Raw genomic sequence first — 16,976 nt, forward strand, 5'->3', positions numbered from 1 at the left:
GCCGCGTGGGCCGCGCAGGCTCTTGTGGGTGGTCGAGGTGACGACGTCGGCGTGTGGCACCGGGTTGGGGTAGATGCCGGCAGCGATCAGGCCGGCGTAATGGGCCATGTCGACCATGAAGATCGCGCCGACGTCTTTGGCCACTTTGGCGAAGCGCTCGAAGTCGATGCGCAGGCTGTAGGCCGATGCGCCCGCGATGATGAGCTTGGGTTTGGTTTCGTGGGCCTTGCGCTCCATGGCGTCGTAGTCGATCTCTTCCTTCTCATTGAGACCGTAGGAAACCACGTTGAACCACTTGCCGCTCATGTTGAGCGCCATGCCGTGGGTGAGGTGGCCACCTTCGGCCAGGCTCATGCCCATGATGGTGTCGCCGGGTTTGAGGAAGGCCAGAAACACCGCTTCGTTGGCCGAGGCGCCGCAGTGGGGCTGCACGTTGGCGGCGTCAGCGCCAAAGATCTGCTTGACGCGGTCGATGGCCAATTGCTCGGCGATGTCGACGAACTCGCAGCCGCCGTAGTAGCGTTTGCCAGGGTAGCCCTCGGCGTATTTGTTGGTGAGCTGGGTGCCCTGGGCGGCCATCACCGCGGGCGAGGCGTAGTTTTCGCTGGCGATCAACTCGATGTGGTGTTCCTGGCGCGTGTTTTCGGCCAGGATGGCGGCGTACAGCTCGGGGTCGGTTTGCTCGATGAGAATGTTGCGGTCGAACATGGCAGTCCTTCTAGAGGTGAATCCTTGCGCATTGACAAGGGCTGCCCAGGCGAACGGCTGAACACCCGCGCTGCATCAGCGGGGGTGGCACGCTTCCCAGTGGTTGTCCCGGCCGCGGATCGATGGTTGGAATGATCGGGCAGGGGGGCCACGTCAGCGGCAGCCCTCTCGGATCCATTCCGGAGGTTGCGCGCCTATCGCCAGTTGCGTACTCGGCGAGTTTAGCCGAGCGTCATGGCCTTGGCGGGCTGCTCTTGCAAAGGCCGGCGCATCGGGTGCGCCGGTTTGCCCTTACTCAGGACTGCGCCAGCGGAGCGGTTGCCGGCGTGGCTGCCGGTGCGGCAGGACCGGCTTCGATTTCGGTGCCGGGTGCCACCACGGGCGCCGGCGCAGCCGGTGCGACCACGTTGACGCTGCGCGCAGGTGGCACATAGCGTTGCAAAGGCTTGCCAAGGGCCACGCTCTGGATGCGCATGTGCTCGGCCATCACCTTGTCGATGTACCAGCCGCCGTCGGTGGTGACCGCACCCACGTACAAACGCAAGCCGCCTTCCACCGAACCAGCGCGCTTGATGCAGTCTTGCAGCACGCGCACGCCCACGCGCAGGTTGGACACCGGGTCAAAAGCCGCCAGTTGACCGCCGAAGTCTTCGTACTTGTCGGTGTGCACGCGCGTGAGCACCTGCATGAGGCCTTGGGCGCCCACGGGGCTCTGGGCGAAGGGGTTGAAGCGCGACTCGACGGCCATCACGGCCAGGATCAGTGTGGGGTCGAGCTTGGCTTTTTCGCCGATCTCGAACGCTTCGGCCACCAAGGCTCCCAGTGGCTCGGGGGCCACGCGGTACTTGCGGCTGAGCCAGAAGGTCACATTGGCTTGCTGTTTGGGCAGGTCGCCCGGGTCGGCGGCAGTCACCCGGTCAATGGCAGTGGGCTCCACCGCGATCAAGGTCTCCTCCATGGATGCCTCCTGGCGCTGCAGCAGCCAGCCCAGCAGTTGCTGTTCGGCACTCTGGCGCAGGTCTGCCCGCGCGCTCAGCACGATCAGGCCCACGGCGAACAGGGTGCCCAGCAGGGCCACGCTGTTGTGCGTGATGTCGAGGAATCCACGGTAGGTGTCGCCCAGCGTGGTCTTGATGGATGCCACGACACCTGAGGTGTTCTGGTGTGGCGCAGTGAAGGTCGTCATGGTGTCGCTCCGTTCATGGCTTCGGCCGTTTGAGGCGGCTTGGCCCAGTTTGGTCGCTGTCGAAGGCCTTGCAAATGGGTTTGGCGATCGACCTGGCCAGCGCTGGCCGCGGTCGGGTTAACCCTTGAGAGGTCAAAGTGGGCGGATGGTATGGGCTTATAAATACCTAGTCAATGTTTAGAACATTGTTTAAAGACACTTTTAGTTATAAACATCCGGTTTCAATTGACCGCTCAAGCGCTTCGCTAGCGGGAAACCCAGTGCCTGCAAGGCTTGCGGCTCAGCGGCCGGCGATTCGCCGTTGGTCGGTTCGCACCCACCTTTCACGTCGCAAAACCGGGTTTCGGGCTCCCCGAATGGGCTTGGGAGGCGCCATTGAAAAGCCTCATGGCCTATTTCGCCGACCCACCTTGTCCTCTGTGGAGTGGGGGAGTACCCTTCACAGGTCGGTCTTGAGGACCGGCATCAGCCGACCCAGCGGTGCAACCGCATGACGGCCCCCAACGGGAGCAATCTGTTGCTTCCAGGCTGGAGAGACATCAAACTCCCTCCGCCAAAACTGACGGCATGAGCATCAAGCCCGCCGTCGACCCCGGCAAACCTCGTTTGCCGGGGTTTCTTGTTTCTGGGGCTCTGCAAGCAACGCGGTGCCCAGGCGCGTAAGTTCGGAGACACTGGCGCCACGCCATTCATTCCGCCCCAGCCCCATGAGCAAGAGCCTCCCCATGCCCTTCACCAACCCCTGGATCAAACGCCTGGTCTGGACCGTGGCCAGCGTGTTGCTGCTCTGGCTGATCACCTGGCTGGCGGTGCCGGTGCTCCTGAAATGGCAGCTGCAAAAGCAGGCCAGTCAGGCCTTGGGTCGCAGCGTGACGGTTGACCGCGTGGACTTCCGTCCGTGGTCGCTGGCTTTGACTGTCGAAGGCTTGCGTGTTGCCAGCGCCCAGGGCGACGCCGAACAGCTGTCGGTGGCGCGGGTGCATGTGAACGCCGAACTGCAGTCCCTCCTGCGGCTGGCGCCGGTGATCGACGCCCTGAAGATTGAACAACCGCGCATGGCCTTGCGCCACCTGGGCGGCGGGCGATACGACGTGGACGACATCGTGCAGCGGCTGCGCGTGCCACCTTCCGACACACCGAGCGAACCGGCGCGGTTCGCGCTCTTCAACATCGAGCTGCAAGGCGGCGAATTCACGCTGGTGGACGACAGTGTGGGCGCCACCCACCGCTTGCGCGGCCTCATGGTGACCGTGCCGTTCCTCAGCAATCTCGATTCGCGCCGGGACGTGGTGACCGAGCCCCGGCTGGCCTTCGAACTCAACGGCAGCGCCTTCGATTCGCGCGCCGCCACCACCCCGTTCGCGGTGGACCGCGAAACCGACGCCAGCCTGAACATCCCCGCGCTCAATCTGGCGCCGTACTTTCCCTATTGGCCAGCCGCGTGGCCTGTCAAACCCGAAGCCGGGGTGCTGCAGCTGGACCTGAGGCTGGACTTTGCGCAGCGCGAGGTGCCGCAGGTGTGGGTCTCGGGTGATGTGGCGCTCTCAGGGCTGAAGTTGGTGGACGGTGGGGCGGGCGTGTTGTCATGGGATCGCCTGGGCGTGAAGCTGAATCGGATGGAGCCGTTGGCGCGCCGTGTGGATCTCGCGTCCATCGAGTGGAAGGCGCCGAGCCTGAGCGTGTCGCGCGACGCCCAGGGGCTGCTCAACCTGACGCGTCTGGCCCAAGGCTTTCAGCCTGCGGCGCAGCCGGTGCAGACCCATGCCCAACCAACAGTGGCGGCCGCGCCGTGGGAGATCCGGCTGGGCCGGTTCGACCTGGACGGCGGCGTCGTTCAATGGCGCGACGATGCGGTCAAGCCAGCCGCAGAGATGGCGCTGTCGGCCTTGCGCGTGCAAGCCCGCGACATGAGCTGGCCGGTTCGTGCGCCCATGCCGTTCGAGGTGTCGGCCCAACTCGACCAGACCGCCATCGGTATCCAGGGGACAGCCACCGATCTGGCTGCGCAAGCCGACCTGTCTCTGGGTGACATTCCCTTGGGGCGTTTTGCTCCTTATATAAGTAGCGCACTCAAACCCGCCCTGGAAGGAAGACTCAACGCAGGCGGTCGGATGGAGTGGCAGGCCGCGCAGGGCGACCGACCCATGGCCCTGCAAGTGCTGGCCGCCCGTGTGGACCTGAACGAACTCAAGCTCGGGCCGCCCCGACAACCGCTGGCCAGCCTGAAGCGCCTGCTGGTGGAAGACCTGCGCCTGGATCTGGCCCAGCGCAGTGTCGACGTGGGCGGCCTCGTGATCACACAGCCCCAAGCAAAGGTGCAGCGCGAGGCCAACGGCGCCTGGATGTTTGAGCCATGGCTGGTGGCCGCTCCCACCCAGGAGCCGCGTGCAGATTCGGCGCCCTGGCGCGTGGGCCTCGCTGCCCTGCAACTCACCGGTGGCTCCATCGGTTTTGTGGACCGCGTGCCCGCCCAGCCCGTCGCGCTGGACATCACCCAACTGCAGCTGGACCTCAAGGGCCTTCGGCCGATGGACGCCGAACAAAAAGACATGGCCTTGTCGGTCAAGGCGCGTGTGGGTGCGGGCCCGGCCAGCCAGGTCGCGCCCGGGCAACTCTCGCTGGTGGGGGCCCTGCGGCTGCCAGCCCCCGGTGCGTCCGGCGGTGCGGGCTTGCGGCTGGACGCCCGGGCCCAGATCGAGCGCCTGCCGGCGCATGCGCTGGAGCCGTACTTCGCCGACCGGCTCAACCTGGAGTTGCTGCGCGCCGACGCGAGCTACCGTGGCCGGGTTCAACTGGGCCTGCCGGGCGGCGCCGTGGCGCTGAGCCTGGACGGCGACGCCGCGCTGGACGATTTGAGCGCCAACACCTTGTCGCCCGCCGAAGACCTGCTGGCCTGGAAATCGCTGCAGGTGCGCGGCCTGAAGCTCGCTTTGACCCCCGGGCAGGCGACCCAGGTGGCGGTGCGCGAGACCGTGCTCAGCGACTATTTCGCCCGCGTGATCATCGACGAGGCCGGCAAGATCAACCTGCAGGGTCTGGTGAAGCCGTCTGGCGAGGCACCTGCTGCCGAGCCTGCGCCGCCACAGGTCGCTGCGGCCACCAGCGGTCCCGCGCCCGACATCCGCCTGGGCCCGATCAGCCTGGTCAACGGCCGTGTGCGGTTCTCCGACCGCTTCATCAAACCCAACTACACCGCCAACCTGAGCGAGCTCACCGGCAGCCTGGGCGCTTTCTCCAATGCGAAGCCGGCCGGCGCGGCGCCCGAGCTCGCGGCCTTGTCGCTGCGCGGGCGCGCGGAGGGCACGGCCGCGCTCGAGATTGACGGCCAACTCAACCCGCTTGCGCAACCGCTGGCACTTGACATCAAAGGTCGCGTGCGCAACCTGGAGCTGCCGCCGCTCTCGCCCTACACGGTGAAGTACGCCGGCTACGGTATCGAGCGCGGCAAGCTCAGCGTGGACGTGGCCTACAAGATCGACCCCGACGGCCAGCTCGTGGCCAGCAATCAGATCGTGCTCAACCAGCTCAGCTTCGGCGAACGTGTGGCGGGCAGCGACGCGCCCAACCTGCCGGTGAAGCTGGCGGTGGCGCTGCTGGCCGACCGCAACGGCGTGATCGACATCAACCTGCCGGTGAGTGGATCGATCAACGACCCGCAGTTCCGCCTGGCGCCCATCATCTTCAAGCTCATCTTCAACCTGATCGGCAAGGCGATCACCGCGCCGTTTTCGCTGATCGCCAGCGCGTTCGGCGGCGGCGCCGAGTCGCCCAGCCAGGTGGTGTTTGCGCCGGGCAGTGCAGTGCTGGCGGCTGAAAACCAGCAGCGGCTGGACTCGGTGGCCAAGGCGCTGGCCGATCGGCCGGCGCTGCAAATCACGGTGGTGGGGCACAGCGATCTGGAGGCCGAGCGCAGCGGCTACCAGCGCAGCCGGCTTGACGAACGCGTGCTGGCCGAGAAGCGCCGCGCCCTGGCGCGTGATGGCAAAGCGATCCCCGAGAAACTGGCGGTGTCGGCCGAGGAGTACCCCGCGTTGCTCAAAGAGGTGTACCGGCGCGCCGACCTGCCCAAGCCGCGCAACCTGATCGGCATCGCCAAGGACATTCCACAAGCCGAGATGGAGGCCTTGCTGCTGGCGTCGATAACGGTCACGCCCGACGCGCTGCGCGATCTGGCGGTGGCACGGGGCCAGGCGGTGAAGGATTTTCTGGCCAGCCGTTCGCTGCCCGAAGACCGCATGTTTCTGGGCGCGCCGCAGCTGACTCGCCAGGGCGAAGACTGGCGCCCGCAGGCCGAGCTGCGGCTGGCGCCGCGCTGATCAAGCCTCCCGCCAGGGCCCCATCGCGCACGGGCGGTGGCGCGCGGGCGAACAGCGGCGACAATACGCGTTTGCCGCGCCGCTCTGGCGCGGCCTCTGTCCTGATCGAATTGACGTTCCCATGTCGCTGTTTTCCCTGCGCAAGCCTTCCTCACCTCAAGCTTCTCCACCCGCCGTGAACACGCCCACCCCCTCCAAGTCCGCCACCGCGGCCCACCCCCTGGACGCCGCAACCGGTGGGGCGTTTTCCGCGCCCACCTCGGGCGAACGCGCCGCGCGCATCCGCGAGTGGCTGGCCACCGAGCCGGGTCTGGAGCAGATGAACGAGGTCTACAAGGAGCTGTCCAACCGCGACCGCGGCGCGGCCAAACCGCTGAAGGAAAAGCTCGACGAGCAGAAGCGCCTGAAGACGCAGGAGCAGATGGCGGTGGAGTGGGCGCAGAAGGCGCAGGCCCTGCTGGACCATTCGCGCCTGAACCTGGCCGACGCCCTGGCCTGGCAGCGCGACGCCGCACGCGCCGGTGCGCCGCTGTCGCGCGAGCCGCTGGCCACGCTGCGCCAGTCGCTGGCTGAGCGCGTGAAGGCGATCGAAGACCTGCAGCACCGGGTGCAGGTGGAGCGTGAAGCCGCGGTGTTGATCGCGCAGCGCATCGAGGTGCTGTCCACCAAATCCTGGCGCGACGCCCAGCACAGCGCGCAGACGCTGCAGACCGATGTGGCCCAGTGGCAGGAGCAGGCCAGCGGTCTTTCGCAAGACCCGCAATGGGCCAGCGTGGACGTGAAGTTTCCACCCATGCTCGACGCTTCGCGCAAGCAGTTGCAGCTGGTGTGGGACGCATTTGCCGGTGCGCTGGCCCAAGCCGTTGCCGCCGACGCCGATGCACAAGCCCCGCTGCCCGCCGTGCCCGTGTGGGCCGACGAGCTGCGCGTGGCGCGCGGTGGCGAAGCCGCTCCCGTGGCCGAGAAGCCCGCCGTGGACACGCAAGCCCAACAGGAGCGCCGCGCCCGCGTGGCCACCGAACTCGCCCACGCGCTGGACGTGCTGGAGCGCGAACTCGCCGAAGGCCATGGCAAGGCCACGCCCAAGGCCGCAGCCGACGTGCGAGCGATCCTCAAGTCCAACGGCCGTTTGGTGAGCGCAGCACTGGACGCGCGCGCCCACGCCGCCCTGAGCCAGGCCGGTGAACTCGAAGGCTGGCAGCGCTGGCGTGCCGACCAGCTGCGCGAAGAACTCGTGGCCAAGGCCGAGGCCTTGCTGCAAGCGCCCGAAGGCCAGCGCCTGGGTGGCCGCAAGATGCAGGAGACGCTGCGCAGCCTGCGCGACCAGTGGAAAACCACCGACCAGGGCGGCCAGCCCAACCACGCGCTGTGGAAGCGCTTCGACGAAGCCTGCACCGAAGCCCACAAGCTGGTGGAAGCCTGGCTGGTGCAGGTGCGCCAGCAGGCCGACGCGCACAAGACCCAGCGCCTGGCCATCATTGCCGAGCTCAAGGCCTGGACCGAAGCCCATGTTGGCAACACCGACTGGAAAGCCCAGGTGCGCGCGCTGCACACCTTCTCCGAGCGCTGGCGCGAAGCCGGCCACATGAGCGAGAAGGCGTTTGCCGAAATGCAGCCGCAGTGGAAAGACGCCATGCATGCCGCCCACGCCGGGCTGGAAACGGCCCAGGCTGAGAGCACCGCGCGCCGCAAGGCGTTGATCGAAGAGGCGACCGCGCTGGGCAATGCGCCCATGCTGCGCATCGACGCGGTGAAAGCGCTGCAACAACGCTGGCAGGCCGAAGCCCACGCGGTGCCGCTGGAACGCAAGCACGAACAGAAATTGTGGGAGGCGTTCCGCCAGCCCATCGACGAAGCGTTCAACCGCAAGACCACCGAGCGTGAGAAAGCCGCCACCTCGCTCAACGCCCACGACCAGCGCGTGTTGGATGCCTCGCGCGCGCTGGAGCAGGCGAGCGCCAGCGGTGACGCGCAGCGCATCCGTGCTGCCATGAACGAACTGGAATCGGCGTTGGCCGGTCGGCCGGCTGCGGTGGCGCCTGCGCCCGCGCCTGCTGTGGTCGCCGAGAATGTCGCGCCGAGCGAGCCGGTTGAAGCGTCGGAAGAGCCCGCGAACGAAACAGCGGAAGACGCTGGTGCATCCGATGAAGCCGAGGCCGCCGACGTGGCCGCCCCGGTCGAACCCGCAGCACCCGCCAAACCCGCCGCACCGCCCAAGAAGCTGGTGGCCATGCGCGGCGATGACCGTCCCGGCATGAAAAAAGCAGAGCCGGCTGGCCGCGACGCGCGCGGTGCCCGTCCCGACAGCCGACGTGACGGTGGCGCTGGTCGCCCCGATGCGCGCGGTCCGCGCGATGCCCGTGGCCCGGGTGCAGCAGCGCCGTGGCGCGACGAACGTGAACAGCGCGGCCCACGCCTGGGTGACGCGGCGTTCCGCGCCCAGCGCCAGGCCATCGAATCGGCCGAGGCCAGCCTGCGCAAGCTCGCCGCGCAAGCCCACGGCGAGGTGCTCACGCAGCTCATGACCGCGTGGGAGCAGCGCGACGCCGAGCAGATGCCCACAGCCCAGGCCCTGGGCTCGCGTGTGAGCGCAACCAACCGCAGCACCTGGTCGGCCGCCTTGTCCAAACCCGCCGGTGCCTTGCCGGGTGAGACCCTGCTGCGGCTGGAGATGGCTGCCGAAGTGCCCACGCCGGCCGAGCACCTGAGCGAACGCCGCATGCTGCAACTGCAGTTGCTCACGCGCCGCCACGCAGCGGCACCGAGCGAGACCTGGGTGGACGATGTGGCGGGCGTGCTGGCGTCGCCGTTCGATGCGTCGGCTGCGCGCCGTCTTCAGACCGTGCTGAAGGTTTTGCTCAAGCGCTGAACAGGATCGGCTTCCCCCCGAAGCGCCTTCGGCGCCTCCCCCCAAGGGGCAACACCTGCGGCCCGGCAAAGCCGGTTCCGCGGTGTTCTGAATGGCTCAGGCGCGCGAGCCTGGTCGAAAGAACCCGTCGTACAGCGCCACCAGCGCCGGGAACTCCTGCGCAAAGCGATCCCGACTCACGAAGTAAGCCTCGCAAGTGACAGCAAAGAATTCGGCGGGGTCTTTGGCCGCGTAGTCGTCGAGCCAGGGACGCTCGGCGCCGAAGCGCTCGGCCATGGACACCGCTTCGCGGAACGCATCGAAGGCGTGCTGCATCGTGTCGCGCCACAGCCGGCGTGCGTCTGATGTACTGCGTGTGCCCAGGAAGCCTTTGGGCAAGGGCGGTGCGCCGTCGGGGTGCTCGCCCAGCGAGATGCCGCGCATGTCCATCTTGTGCACGAACTCGTGGATCACGACGTTGCTGCCGCTCTGTGCCGCCTGGCCGGCGTGCGCAACTTCTTCCCAGCTCAGCATGAGCGGGCCACGGTCCATGGCTTCGCCGGCCAGCACCTCGTTGTAGTGGTGCACCACGCCCGCGCCGTCGGTGGTCTTGCGCCGCGCCACCACGGCACCGGGCTGCACCACGATGCCGACAAAGTCGCCGTACCAGTCGAGCAGCTTGAGCGGATCGCGCACGGGCTCGCCCGAGGTGCCGTGCATGTGCAGCAGCGGCAGGCAGGCTTGTGCGGCAATCGCCAGGGCCATGGCGTCGGTGAGCACCAGGTCGTTGGCGCCGTGGAACTCCTTTTCGACCAGGAAATGGGTGCACAACAGGCGCAGGCGGTCCCGCTCGGCGCTGCCGAGCGCGGACAGGAAGGGGTGGGCGGCGAGGGTGGATTGCCACAGCGCGTCGGGCACCGGTGTGGGTTGGCGCAGCGAGCGCGGCAACAGGCGTTGGAGCAGATCGATCATGAGGGCGGCAAGGGGATGCGGCGCAGGCCTTGTGCGTCGAGCCGCAGCACCTCGGCACGCGGCGGGTGGGCGGCGGCGTCCCAGTCGCTGAGCACCACGCGTTGCAGACCGTCACCCAGCGTGTGAACGGCTGGGCGGTGGGTGTGTCCATGGATCAGGGTGTGGGCGCCCGCAGCCTGCAGCGCGGCACACGCCGCTGCTGCGTCCACGTCGGCCCACAGGCTGGGGTCGCCCGCAGTGCTGCGTTTGCGCGCTTCGCTCTGCTCGCGCAGATCGCGGGCGATGGCCCTGCGTTCGCTCAAGGGGCGCGCCAGGAACTCGCCCTGCCACGCCGGCTGACGCACCTGTTCGCGAAAACGCATGTAGTCGGTGTCGGCGAGGCACATCGCGTCGCCGTGGCTGAGCAACCAGTGCTGGCCAAGAAAATCGAAGGTGGTCGGATCGCTCAGGCCTTGCATGCCGCAGGCTTGCAGGCCTTGAGAGCCTAATAGAAAGTCGCGGTTGCCGGCCATGAAATAGACCGGGGTGTGGGCGCTGAAATGTTGGAGGGCTTCTGCGCAAGCGCGCCAGAAGGTCTGGTCGGTGGAGGCGCTGGATTCGAGCACGTCGTCGCCCACCCAGACCTCGAACAGATCACCCAGGATGAAGAGGGCGTCGGCCCGTTCAGCCGCGGGGCGTTGCAGAAACGCGCGCCAGACCTCGAAGGTCTGCGGCTCGCCCGGCTGCAGGTGCAGGTCGGAAATGAGTTCGACCGCCTGCCAGTGTGCGGGTGCGCGCAACTGGGCCAGGCGGTCGAAAGAGGGCAGGGAGGAGGGGGCGGACATCACAGCAGGGCTGCCAGGGGCCGGGCCCCCGGGATCACAGCGCGACGGCTTTTTCGATCACCACGTCGTCCTTCGGGACGTCGTCGTGGAAGCCCTTGCGGCCGGTGGGCAGACCTTCGATCTTCTTCACGATCTCGGCGCCCGAAACCACCTTGCCGAACACGGCGTAGCCCCAGCCTTGCGCGCTGGGCGCGGTGTGGTTGAGGAAACCGTTGTTGGACACGTTGATGAAGAACTGCGCGGTGGCCGAGTGCGGGTCGCTGGTGCGCGCCATGGCCAGGGTGTAGGTGTCGTTCTTCAGGCCATTGTTGGCTTCGTTGGCAATGGGTGCGTCGGTCGGCTTCTGGGTCATGCCGGGCTCGAACCCTCCGCCTTGCACCATGAAGCCGGGGATGACGCGGTGGAACACGGTGTTGTTGTAGTGGCCCTTGTTCACGTAGGCCAGGAAGTTGGCGGCGGACAGGGGCGCTTTTTCAGCGTCGAGTTCGATGGTGATGACACCGTGACCGGTGATGTGCAGTTCGACTTGGGGGTTGGCCATGGTCATTTCTCCAGGGTGGCTTTGAGGATGGTGATGGGGGTTTTGGGCACGTCGGTGGGAAACGGGCCGCCGGCGCCGGTGGGCGTTTCCTTGATCTTGTTGACCACGTCCATGCCCGAGACGACTTTGCCGAACACGGTGTAACCGTAGAGCTGCGCGGCGTTGACGAGGTTGGCGCGCGGCACGTTCTCGTAAACCTGACCGTTGTACTCGAAACGCGGCACCGGATCGCCCGGCGGAATGATGGTGGGGTCCAGGAAGGCGTTGTCCTTGACGTTGATGAAGAACTGCGACGAGGCGGATTGGGGGTCGTTGGTGCGCGCCATGGCCACGGTGCCCACCGTGTTGCGCGGGCCACCGCGCTGCAGGGCCGCCTGGCCTTCGTGGGCCACGGGCGCGCGGGTGGGCTTTTGTTTGTAGCTGGTGTCGAAGCCACCGCCTTGCACCATGAAGTTGCTGATCACGCGGTGGAACACGGTGCCGTCGTAGTGTTTGTCTTTCACGTACTGCAGGAAGTTTTCGACCGTCTTGGGCGCCTTGTCGGGGTAGAGCTCCAGCACGATGTCGCCCATGGAGGTGGTGAGCTTCACGCGGGGCGCGGCTTCCTGCGCTGACGCTGGCAGCCAGACCAGGGACGCGGCCACGGTGACAGCGGCGAGCACGCCTCGGCGAATCGGGTTGGGGGTGTGTGTGGTCATCCGATGGTTCCTTCGAAAAAGATGGTCCAGCGATCGTTTTCGCGGATCCAGTACTGGCGTTTGGTCACACCGCGGGTCTGGCCCGCAGCGACTTCGCCGAAGGTGACGACGAGGGTGTCGTCGGTGTCGTTCCAGCGCAGGACCGAGAGGTCCTTGATCGCCAGTTCGCGCGGGCCGGTGCTGCGCAACTCGCCTTCCACGCGGGGCCACCATTGAGCCAGATCACGACCCTGGTTCGAGAAACGGCTGGAGTAAAACCCTTTGAGTTCGGCCAGATTGCCTTCGCTGCGGCTGCGGCGCCAGGCTTCGAGCACGCTCTCAAACTGCTCGCGGTCGTTGCTCAGCGTGTCGGGTTGTACCCATTGCAGTTCGGGCGCGATCACCACCGGCGTGGTGCGGATCTGCACCGTGCGCAGCAGGCGCTCCAGGTCGGGGTTGGACAGCACCACACAACCGTCGGACGCAAGTGGTGCGCGCACGAACTGGTCGCTCGGGGTGCCGTGTAGCCAGATGCCGCTGCCGGTCTTGCCGCGTTGCACGTCCAGCGGGTTGGGGTAGTTGATGGGCAGGGCACCCACGCCGTAGAGATCGGGCAGGTCGGCCGGGTTCAGGGTGCTGGTGATGTAGTACACGCCCAGCGGCGTGCGCTTGTCACCCTCGATCGATTTTTCGATACCCGAAAGGCCCACCGAGATGTAGAAATCGCCCACCAGCTTCAGCTTGGGTTGGCGGTCATCGGTGGGGCTTGACTTGGCTGGGTTGAGGTTTTCAAACAGGTACAGGCGCGAGCGCGACGCGTCGATGGCGATGGCGTGGCGGCTCTGCGGCGCCAGCGTGAGGAACTGCGTGGGGATGCTGCCTTCTGGCGGGCGCTCGGTGAGCGCCAGCAGGCGGCGGCGCGATTCCTCACGCAGGGTGGAGAGCTGCTGGCTCGCGGCCAAGGCCTTGGTGTCGGGCACATCACCGAGCTGGCGCACCGGCCGCGCCTGCAAGCTCAGCAGGTCGCCGTGCACCAGGTGCGCGAGCTGAAAGTTGGGGTGGTCGGTGACCAGCTTGTCGGCCAGCGCAAGCGCTTCGCGGTGCTGACCCTGGCTGATGAGCTGGTAGATCGAAATCAGGCGCGCTTCGGCCTGGCCGAGCATGGGCTTGACTTCGTCAAACCGCGCGGGGGTGAGGCTGTTGGTTTGCAGACCCGACGGGCTGGCGGGTAACGGGCTGCGCGCGGCGTCTTGAACACGCGCCAGCGCCTGGTTGAGCAGCGAGGGCTCGGTGGTATCGAGCGATTCGCTTGCGCTGCGGGGCAGGTGGCTGTCTTGCCGAGCGCTGTGGATGCCCACGGCAATCAGCGCGGTGACCAACACGGCGCCCAGCGCCCAGGCCGCACGCCGGCTCATGCCTTGTCCCTGCAGACCCGCTGCCACGCTGGCATGTCCGCGTTGACCCATCCGCCGACCCGCCATCAAGAGCCCGTGGATTCGCGCACGATCAGCCAGCGGTTGCCGCTCTTGACCATGTCGAGCGTTTTGCGGCTGGTGACGTTGAGCGTGTCGGAGGTGTAGTCCTGGCGGAAGCGCGCGGTGGCCTTGTCGCCATCCACCGTCACTTCCAGGTTACTCACCTCCACCCCGATGCGGGTGCGGGGTTCGATGCGCGCGCGGCGGTCCGACTCCCAGGCCTTGCGGGCCTGGCCACCGGGCGGCGAGAAGCTGCTGGCATAGGCACCGAGGTAGCCGTTCATGTCCTTGGACGACCAGGCACCGGCCCAGCTGCGCACGGCGGCTTCCACCTCGCGCTGGGCATCGACCGCCACCGCCGGCGTGGCCGGTGCAGCAGCGGGCGCCGCAGCAGGTGCCGCAGGTTTTGCGACGGTGGCCACGGTTGCAGCAGGCACCGGGCTGGCCGGTCTCGCAGTGGCAGGCGCAGCAGCCACCGACGCAGCGGCACCCGAGCGGGTGTCGGCGGCAAACAGGTTGCGGATCAGGCTGAGCTTGGGGGCCACGGCGGGGTTGGTGCCGTCGAGCTGCAGGGCCTTGCTGTAGGCCTGGCTGGCGAGCTTGGCGTACACGTCACCCAGGTTCTCGTGGGCGGTGGCGTAGCTCGGGTTGGTGCGGATCGCCATTTCGAGCGCGGCGCGTGCCTTGTCGAACTGGCTCTGGCCGGCATAGAGCACAGCGAGGTTGTTGTAGGGCTCGGGCAGCTCGGGATAGTCTTCGGTGAGCTTGCTGAAGGTGGCGATCGCGTCTTGCGTCTTGCCGCTTTCGGTGAGGATCACGCCCTTGAGAAAACGCATCTGCGGATCGCGTGCCTTGCCCACCAGGTACTGGTCGGCCTTGGCCAGGGCCTCGGCCAGTTGGCCACTGCGCAGCAGGCGGTTGACTTCGGCGTAGTCCTCGGTCTGTGCCCAGGCCATCGACGTGCCCAGACCCATGGCCACGGCCACCGCCAGACAACGCAGGCGGGAAGCCATGCCGGAGCGGGTCACGCGGGAGGAGGTACCACGCAAAGTGGTTGGAAGATTCACAGGGTGGGACATGGGACCTCGGAGAGCGAACCTGGGCCACCGGAAGACGGTTGCATCCAGCGACACGTTGATCGAAGGCCCAGCGCTGCGTGGCACGCTGCACCGGGCTGGATATACTGGCGCATTGTATCTGAGGGGTCTGTTTCTCTTGGCCGATCCAGACCGCCAGCAGCACCCCGCGTGGCCTGTGTGACACAGGCCGGCCGCACCAGCTGCCGCGTCAGGTTTTCCACCCCGTTTCGCCGCGCTGATCCCGTGCCCGCATTCCCGACATGACCCTGAAAATCCACAACACGCTCACGCGCCGCCTGGAAGACTTCCAGCCGATCGAACCCGGTCATGTGCGCATGTACGTCTGCGGCATGACGATCTACGACCTCTGCCACATCGGCCACGCCCGAATGATGATGGCGTTCGACGTGGTGCAGCGCTGGCTCAAGGCGAGCGGTTACCGCGTCACCTATGTGCGCAACATCACCGACATCGACGACAAGATCATCAAGCGCGCGGTCGAGCGTGGCATCACCTTGCGCGCACTCACCGACGAGATGACCGCCGCCATGCACCAGGACATCGCCGTGCTCGGTATTGAGCCGCCGACCCTGGAGCCCCGCGCCACCGAGTACGTGCCGCAGATGCTCTCGCTGATCGACACGCTTCAGAAAAAGGGCCTGGCCTACCAGGCCGACAACGGCGACGTGAACTACGCGGTGCGCAAGTTCGCCGGCTACGGCAAGCTCTCGGGCAAGTCGCTGGACGACCTGCGCGCCGGTGAACGTGTGGCAGTGGCCAGTGACAAGAACGACCCGCTCGATTTCGTGCTGTGGAAGTCGGCCAAGCCCGACGAGCCGGCCGAGGCGCAATGGGCTAGTGCCTACGGTGCTGGCCGCCCGGGCTGGCACATCGAGTGCTCGGCCATGAGCTGCGCCACCTTGGGTGAGACCTTCGACATCCACGGCGGGGGCGCCGACCTGCAGTTTCCCCACCACGAGAACGAGATCGCCCAGAGCGAAGGCGCCACCGGCCAGCCGCTGGCCCGCTTCTGGGTGCACAACGGTTTTGTCCGCGTGGACAACGAGAAGATGTCCAAGAGCCTGGGCAACTTCTTCACCATCCGTGAAGTGCTGGCCAAGTACGACCCGGAGACGGTGCGCTTTTTCATCCTGCGCGCGCATTACCGCAGCGCGCTGAACTACAGCGACGTGCACCTGGACGACGCGCGCGGCGCGCTCAAGCGCCTGTACACCGCGCTCTCGCTGGTGCCTGCCGCGCCAGTTGCACAGATCGACTGGAACCAGCCGCACGCGCAACGTTTTCGCGCCGCGATGGACGAGGACTTCGGCACGCCCGAGGCGGTGGCGGTGTTGTTCGAGTTGGCCGGGGAGGTCAACCGCAGCAAAGATCCTGCGGTGGCGGGATTGTTGAAGGCGCTGGGCGCCACGCTGGGCTTGCTGCAGGCCGACCCTGCGGCCTACCTGCAAAGCGGGGCGGGCGTGTCGGCGGGTGGTCTGGACGAGGCGGCCATCGCCGCGCAGATTGCCGCACGCGTGGCCGCCAAACAAGCCAAAAATTTCACCGAAGCCGATCGCATCCGCAAGACCTTGCTGGAGCAGGGCATCGTGCTCAAGGACAGCCCCGCCGGCACCACCTGGGAACGCGGCTGATGGCCACGTCCGTGTTGCCCGACGTGGGGCCCGATGCGCCCGACTACTGGCAGGAGGCTTGCCGCCACCTGATGAAGCGCGACCGCGTGATGAAGAAGCTCATTCCGCAGCACAGCGGCGTGAGCCTGCAGTCGCGCGGGGACGCCTTCGTCACGCTCGCGCGCAGCATCGTGGGCCAGCAGATTTCAGTGAAGGCCGCGCAATCGGTCTGGGACCGCTTTGCCTTGCTGCCGAAAAAAATGGTGCCCGCCCAGGTGCTCAAACTCAAGGTCGACGACATGCGCGCAGCCGGGCTGTCGGCCCGCAAGGTGGAGTACCTGGTGGACCTGGCGCTGCATTTCGCCAATGACCAGGTGCACGTGAAAGGCTGGGCGGAGATGGACGACGAGGCCATCATTGCCGAGTTGGTGGCCATCCGCGGCATTGGCCGCTGGACGGCCGAAATGTTCCTCATCTTCCACCTGATGCGGCCCAACGTATTACCGCTGGACGACATTGGTCTGCAGAACGGCATCAGCCGCTGTTACTTTTCGGGCGAGCCGGTGAGCCGCAGCGACATCCGCGAAGTGGCCGGGTCCTGGGCCCCTTTCAGCAGCGTGGCGACTTGGTATATTTGGCGCTCGCTCGATCCGGTCCCGGTCGCTTACTGAACCCGAACACGTCGTTGAAGCACAAGCCCGAAACATTCGGGCATGGTC

The 16,976-nt window shown here is 66.8% G+C and carries 12 protein-coding genes; 4 read left to right on the forward strand and 8 right to left on the reverse strand.

The features are described from left to right. On the reverse strand, nt 1-708 hold a 708-nt coding region (locus tag ACN4F8_RS16620; RefSeq protein ID WP_419474575.1), incomplete at its 3' end, for a serine hydroxymethyltransferase. A gap of 295 nt (nt 709-1,003) precedes the next feature. Then, nucleotides 1,004-1,894: a transglycosylase SLT domain-containing protein gene (locus ACN4F8_RS16625; protein ID WP_419474576.1), complete on the reverse strand. Its 891-nt coding sequence runs from the start codon at nt 1,892-1,894 to the stop codon at nt 1,004-1,006. 707 nt (nt 1,895-2,601) lie between these two features. Here ACN4F8_RS16625 and ACN4F8_RS16630 point away from each other — a divergent pair. Together ACN4F8_RS16630 and ACN4F8_RS16635 are read left to right on the forward strand one after the other, a co-directional pair. Further along, on the forward strand, nt 2,602-6,210 hold the full coding sequence (locus ACN4F8_RS16630; protein ID WP_419474577.1) for a DUF748 domain-containing protein: 3,609 nt from the start codon (nt 2,602-2,604) through the stop codon (nt 6,208-6,210). 121 nt (nt 6,211-6,331) lie between these two features. Beyond that, nucleotides 6,332-9,079, forward strand: a complete 2,748-nt coding sequence (locus tag ACN4F8_RS16635) for a DUF349 domain-containing protein (RefSeq protein ID WP_419474578.1) — start codon at nt 6,332-6,334, stop codon at nt 9,077-9,079. A 96-nt stretch (nt 9,080-9,175) separates the two neighbouring features. Here ACN4F8_RS16635 and ACN4F8_RS16640 read toward each other — a convergent pair whose 3' ends face one another. The 6 genes from ACN4F8_RS16640 to ACN4F8_RS16665 are packed head-to-tail and all read right to left on the reverse strand — an operon-like array spanning nt 9,176 to nt 14,560. Then, a complete protein-coding gene (locus ACN4F8_RS16640) occupies nt 9,176-10,030 on the reverse strand; it encodes a zinc-dependent peptidase (RefSeq protein WP_419474579.1) in 855 nt (284 codons plus the stop codon). Beyond that, nucleotides 10,027-10,854, reverse strand: a complete 828-nt coding sequence (locus ACN4F8_RS16645; protein WP_419474580.1) for a UDP-2,3-diacylglucosamine diphosphatase — start codon at nt 10,852-10,854, stop codon at nt 10,027-10,029. Before ACN4F8_RS16645 ends, ACN4F8_RS16640 begins: the two co-directional genes overlap by 4 nt. A 34-nt stretch (nt 10,855-10,888) precedes the next feature. Then, the gene (locus ACN4F8_RS16650; protein ID WP_305343582.1) at nt 10,889-11,395 is read right to left on the reverse strand and encodes a peptidylprolyl isomerase; all 507 of its coding nucleotides are present in this window, start codon (nt 11,393-11,395) and stop codon (nt 10,889-10,891) included. Between the two features lie 2 nt (nt 11,396-11,397). Then, a complete protein-coding gene (locus ACN4F8_RS16655) occupies nt 11,398-12,093 on the reverse strand; it encodes a peptidylprolyl isomerase (protein ID WP_419474581.1) in 696 nt (231 codons plus the stop codon). Then, nucleotides 12,090-13,538, reverse strand: coding sequence for a L,D-transpeptidase family protein (locus ACN4F8_RS16660; RefSeq protein ID WP_419474582.1), 1,449 nt, complete (start codon nt 13,536-13,538; stop codon nt 12,090-12,092). The genes ACN4F8_RS16655 and ACN4F8_RS16660 overlap by 4 nt, the downstream gene beginning before the upstream one ends. A 14-nt stretch (nt 13,539-13,552) precedes the next feature. Next, complete coding sequence (locus ACN4F8_RS16665) at nt 13,553-14,560, reverse strand: tetratricopeptide repeat protein (protein ID WP_419474607.1); 1,008 nt, start codon at nt 14,558-14,560, stop codon at nt 13,553-13,555. A 326-nt stretch (nt 14,561-14,886) separates the two neighbouring features. Between ACN4F8_RS16665 and cysS the strand changes: the two genes are divergently transcribed. After that, entirely contained in the window at nt 14,887-16,278 is a 1,392-nt protein-coding gene (gene cysS / locus ACN4F8_RS16670; protein WP_419474583.1) for a cysteine--tRNA ligase, read from the forward strand. Then, nucleotides 16,278-16,928, forward strand: a complete 651-nt coding sequence (locus tag ACN4F8_RS16675) for a DNA-3-methyladenine glycosylase family protein (RefSeq protein WP_419474584.1) — start codon at nt 16,278-16,280, stop codon at nt 16,926-16,928. The genes cysS and ACN4F8_RS16675 overlap by 1 nt, the downstream gene beginning before the upstream one ends. The last annotated feature ends 48 nt before the right edge of the window (nt 16,929-16,976 follow it).

Origin of the sequence: Hydrogenophaga sp. (genome assembly GCF_048549895.1) — a bacterium.
Classification (GTDB): domain Bacteria; phylum Pseudomonadota; class Gammaproteobacteria; order Burkholderiales; family Burkholderiaceae_C; genus Hydrogenophaga.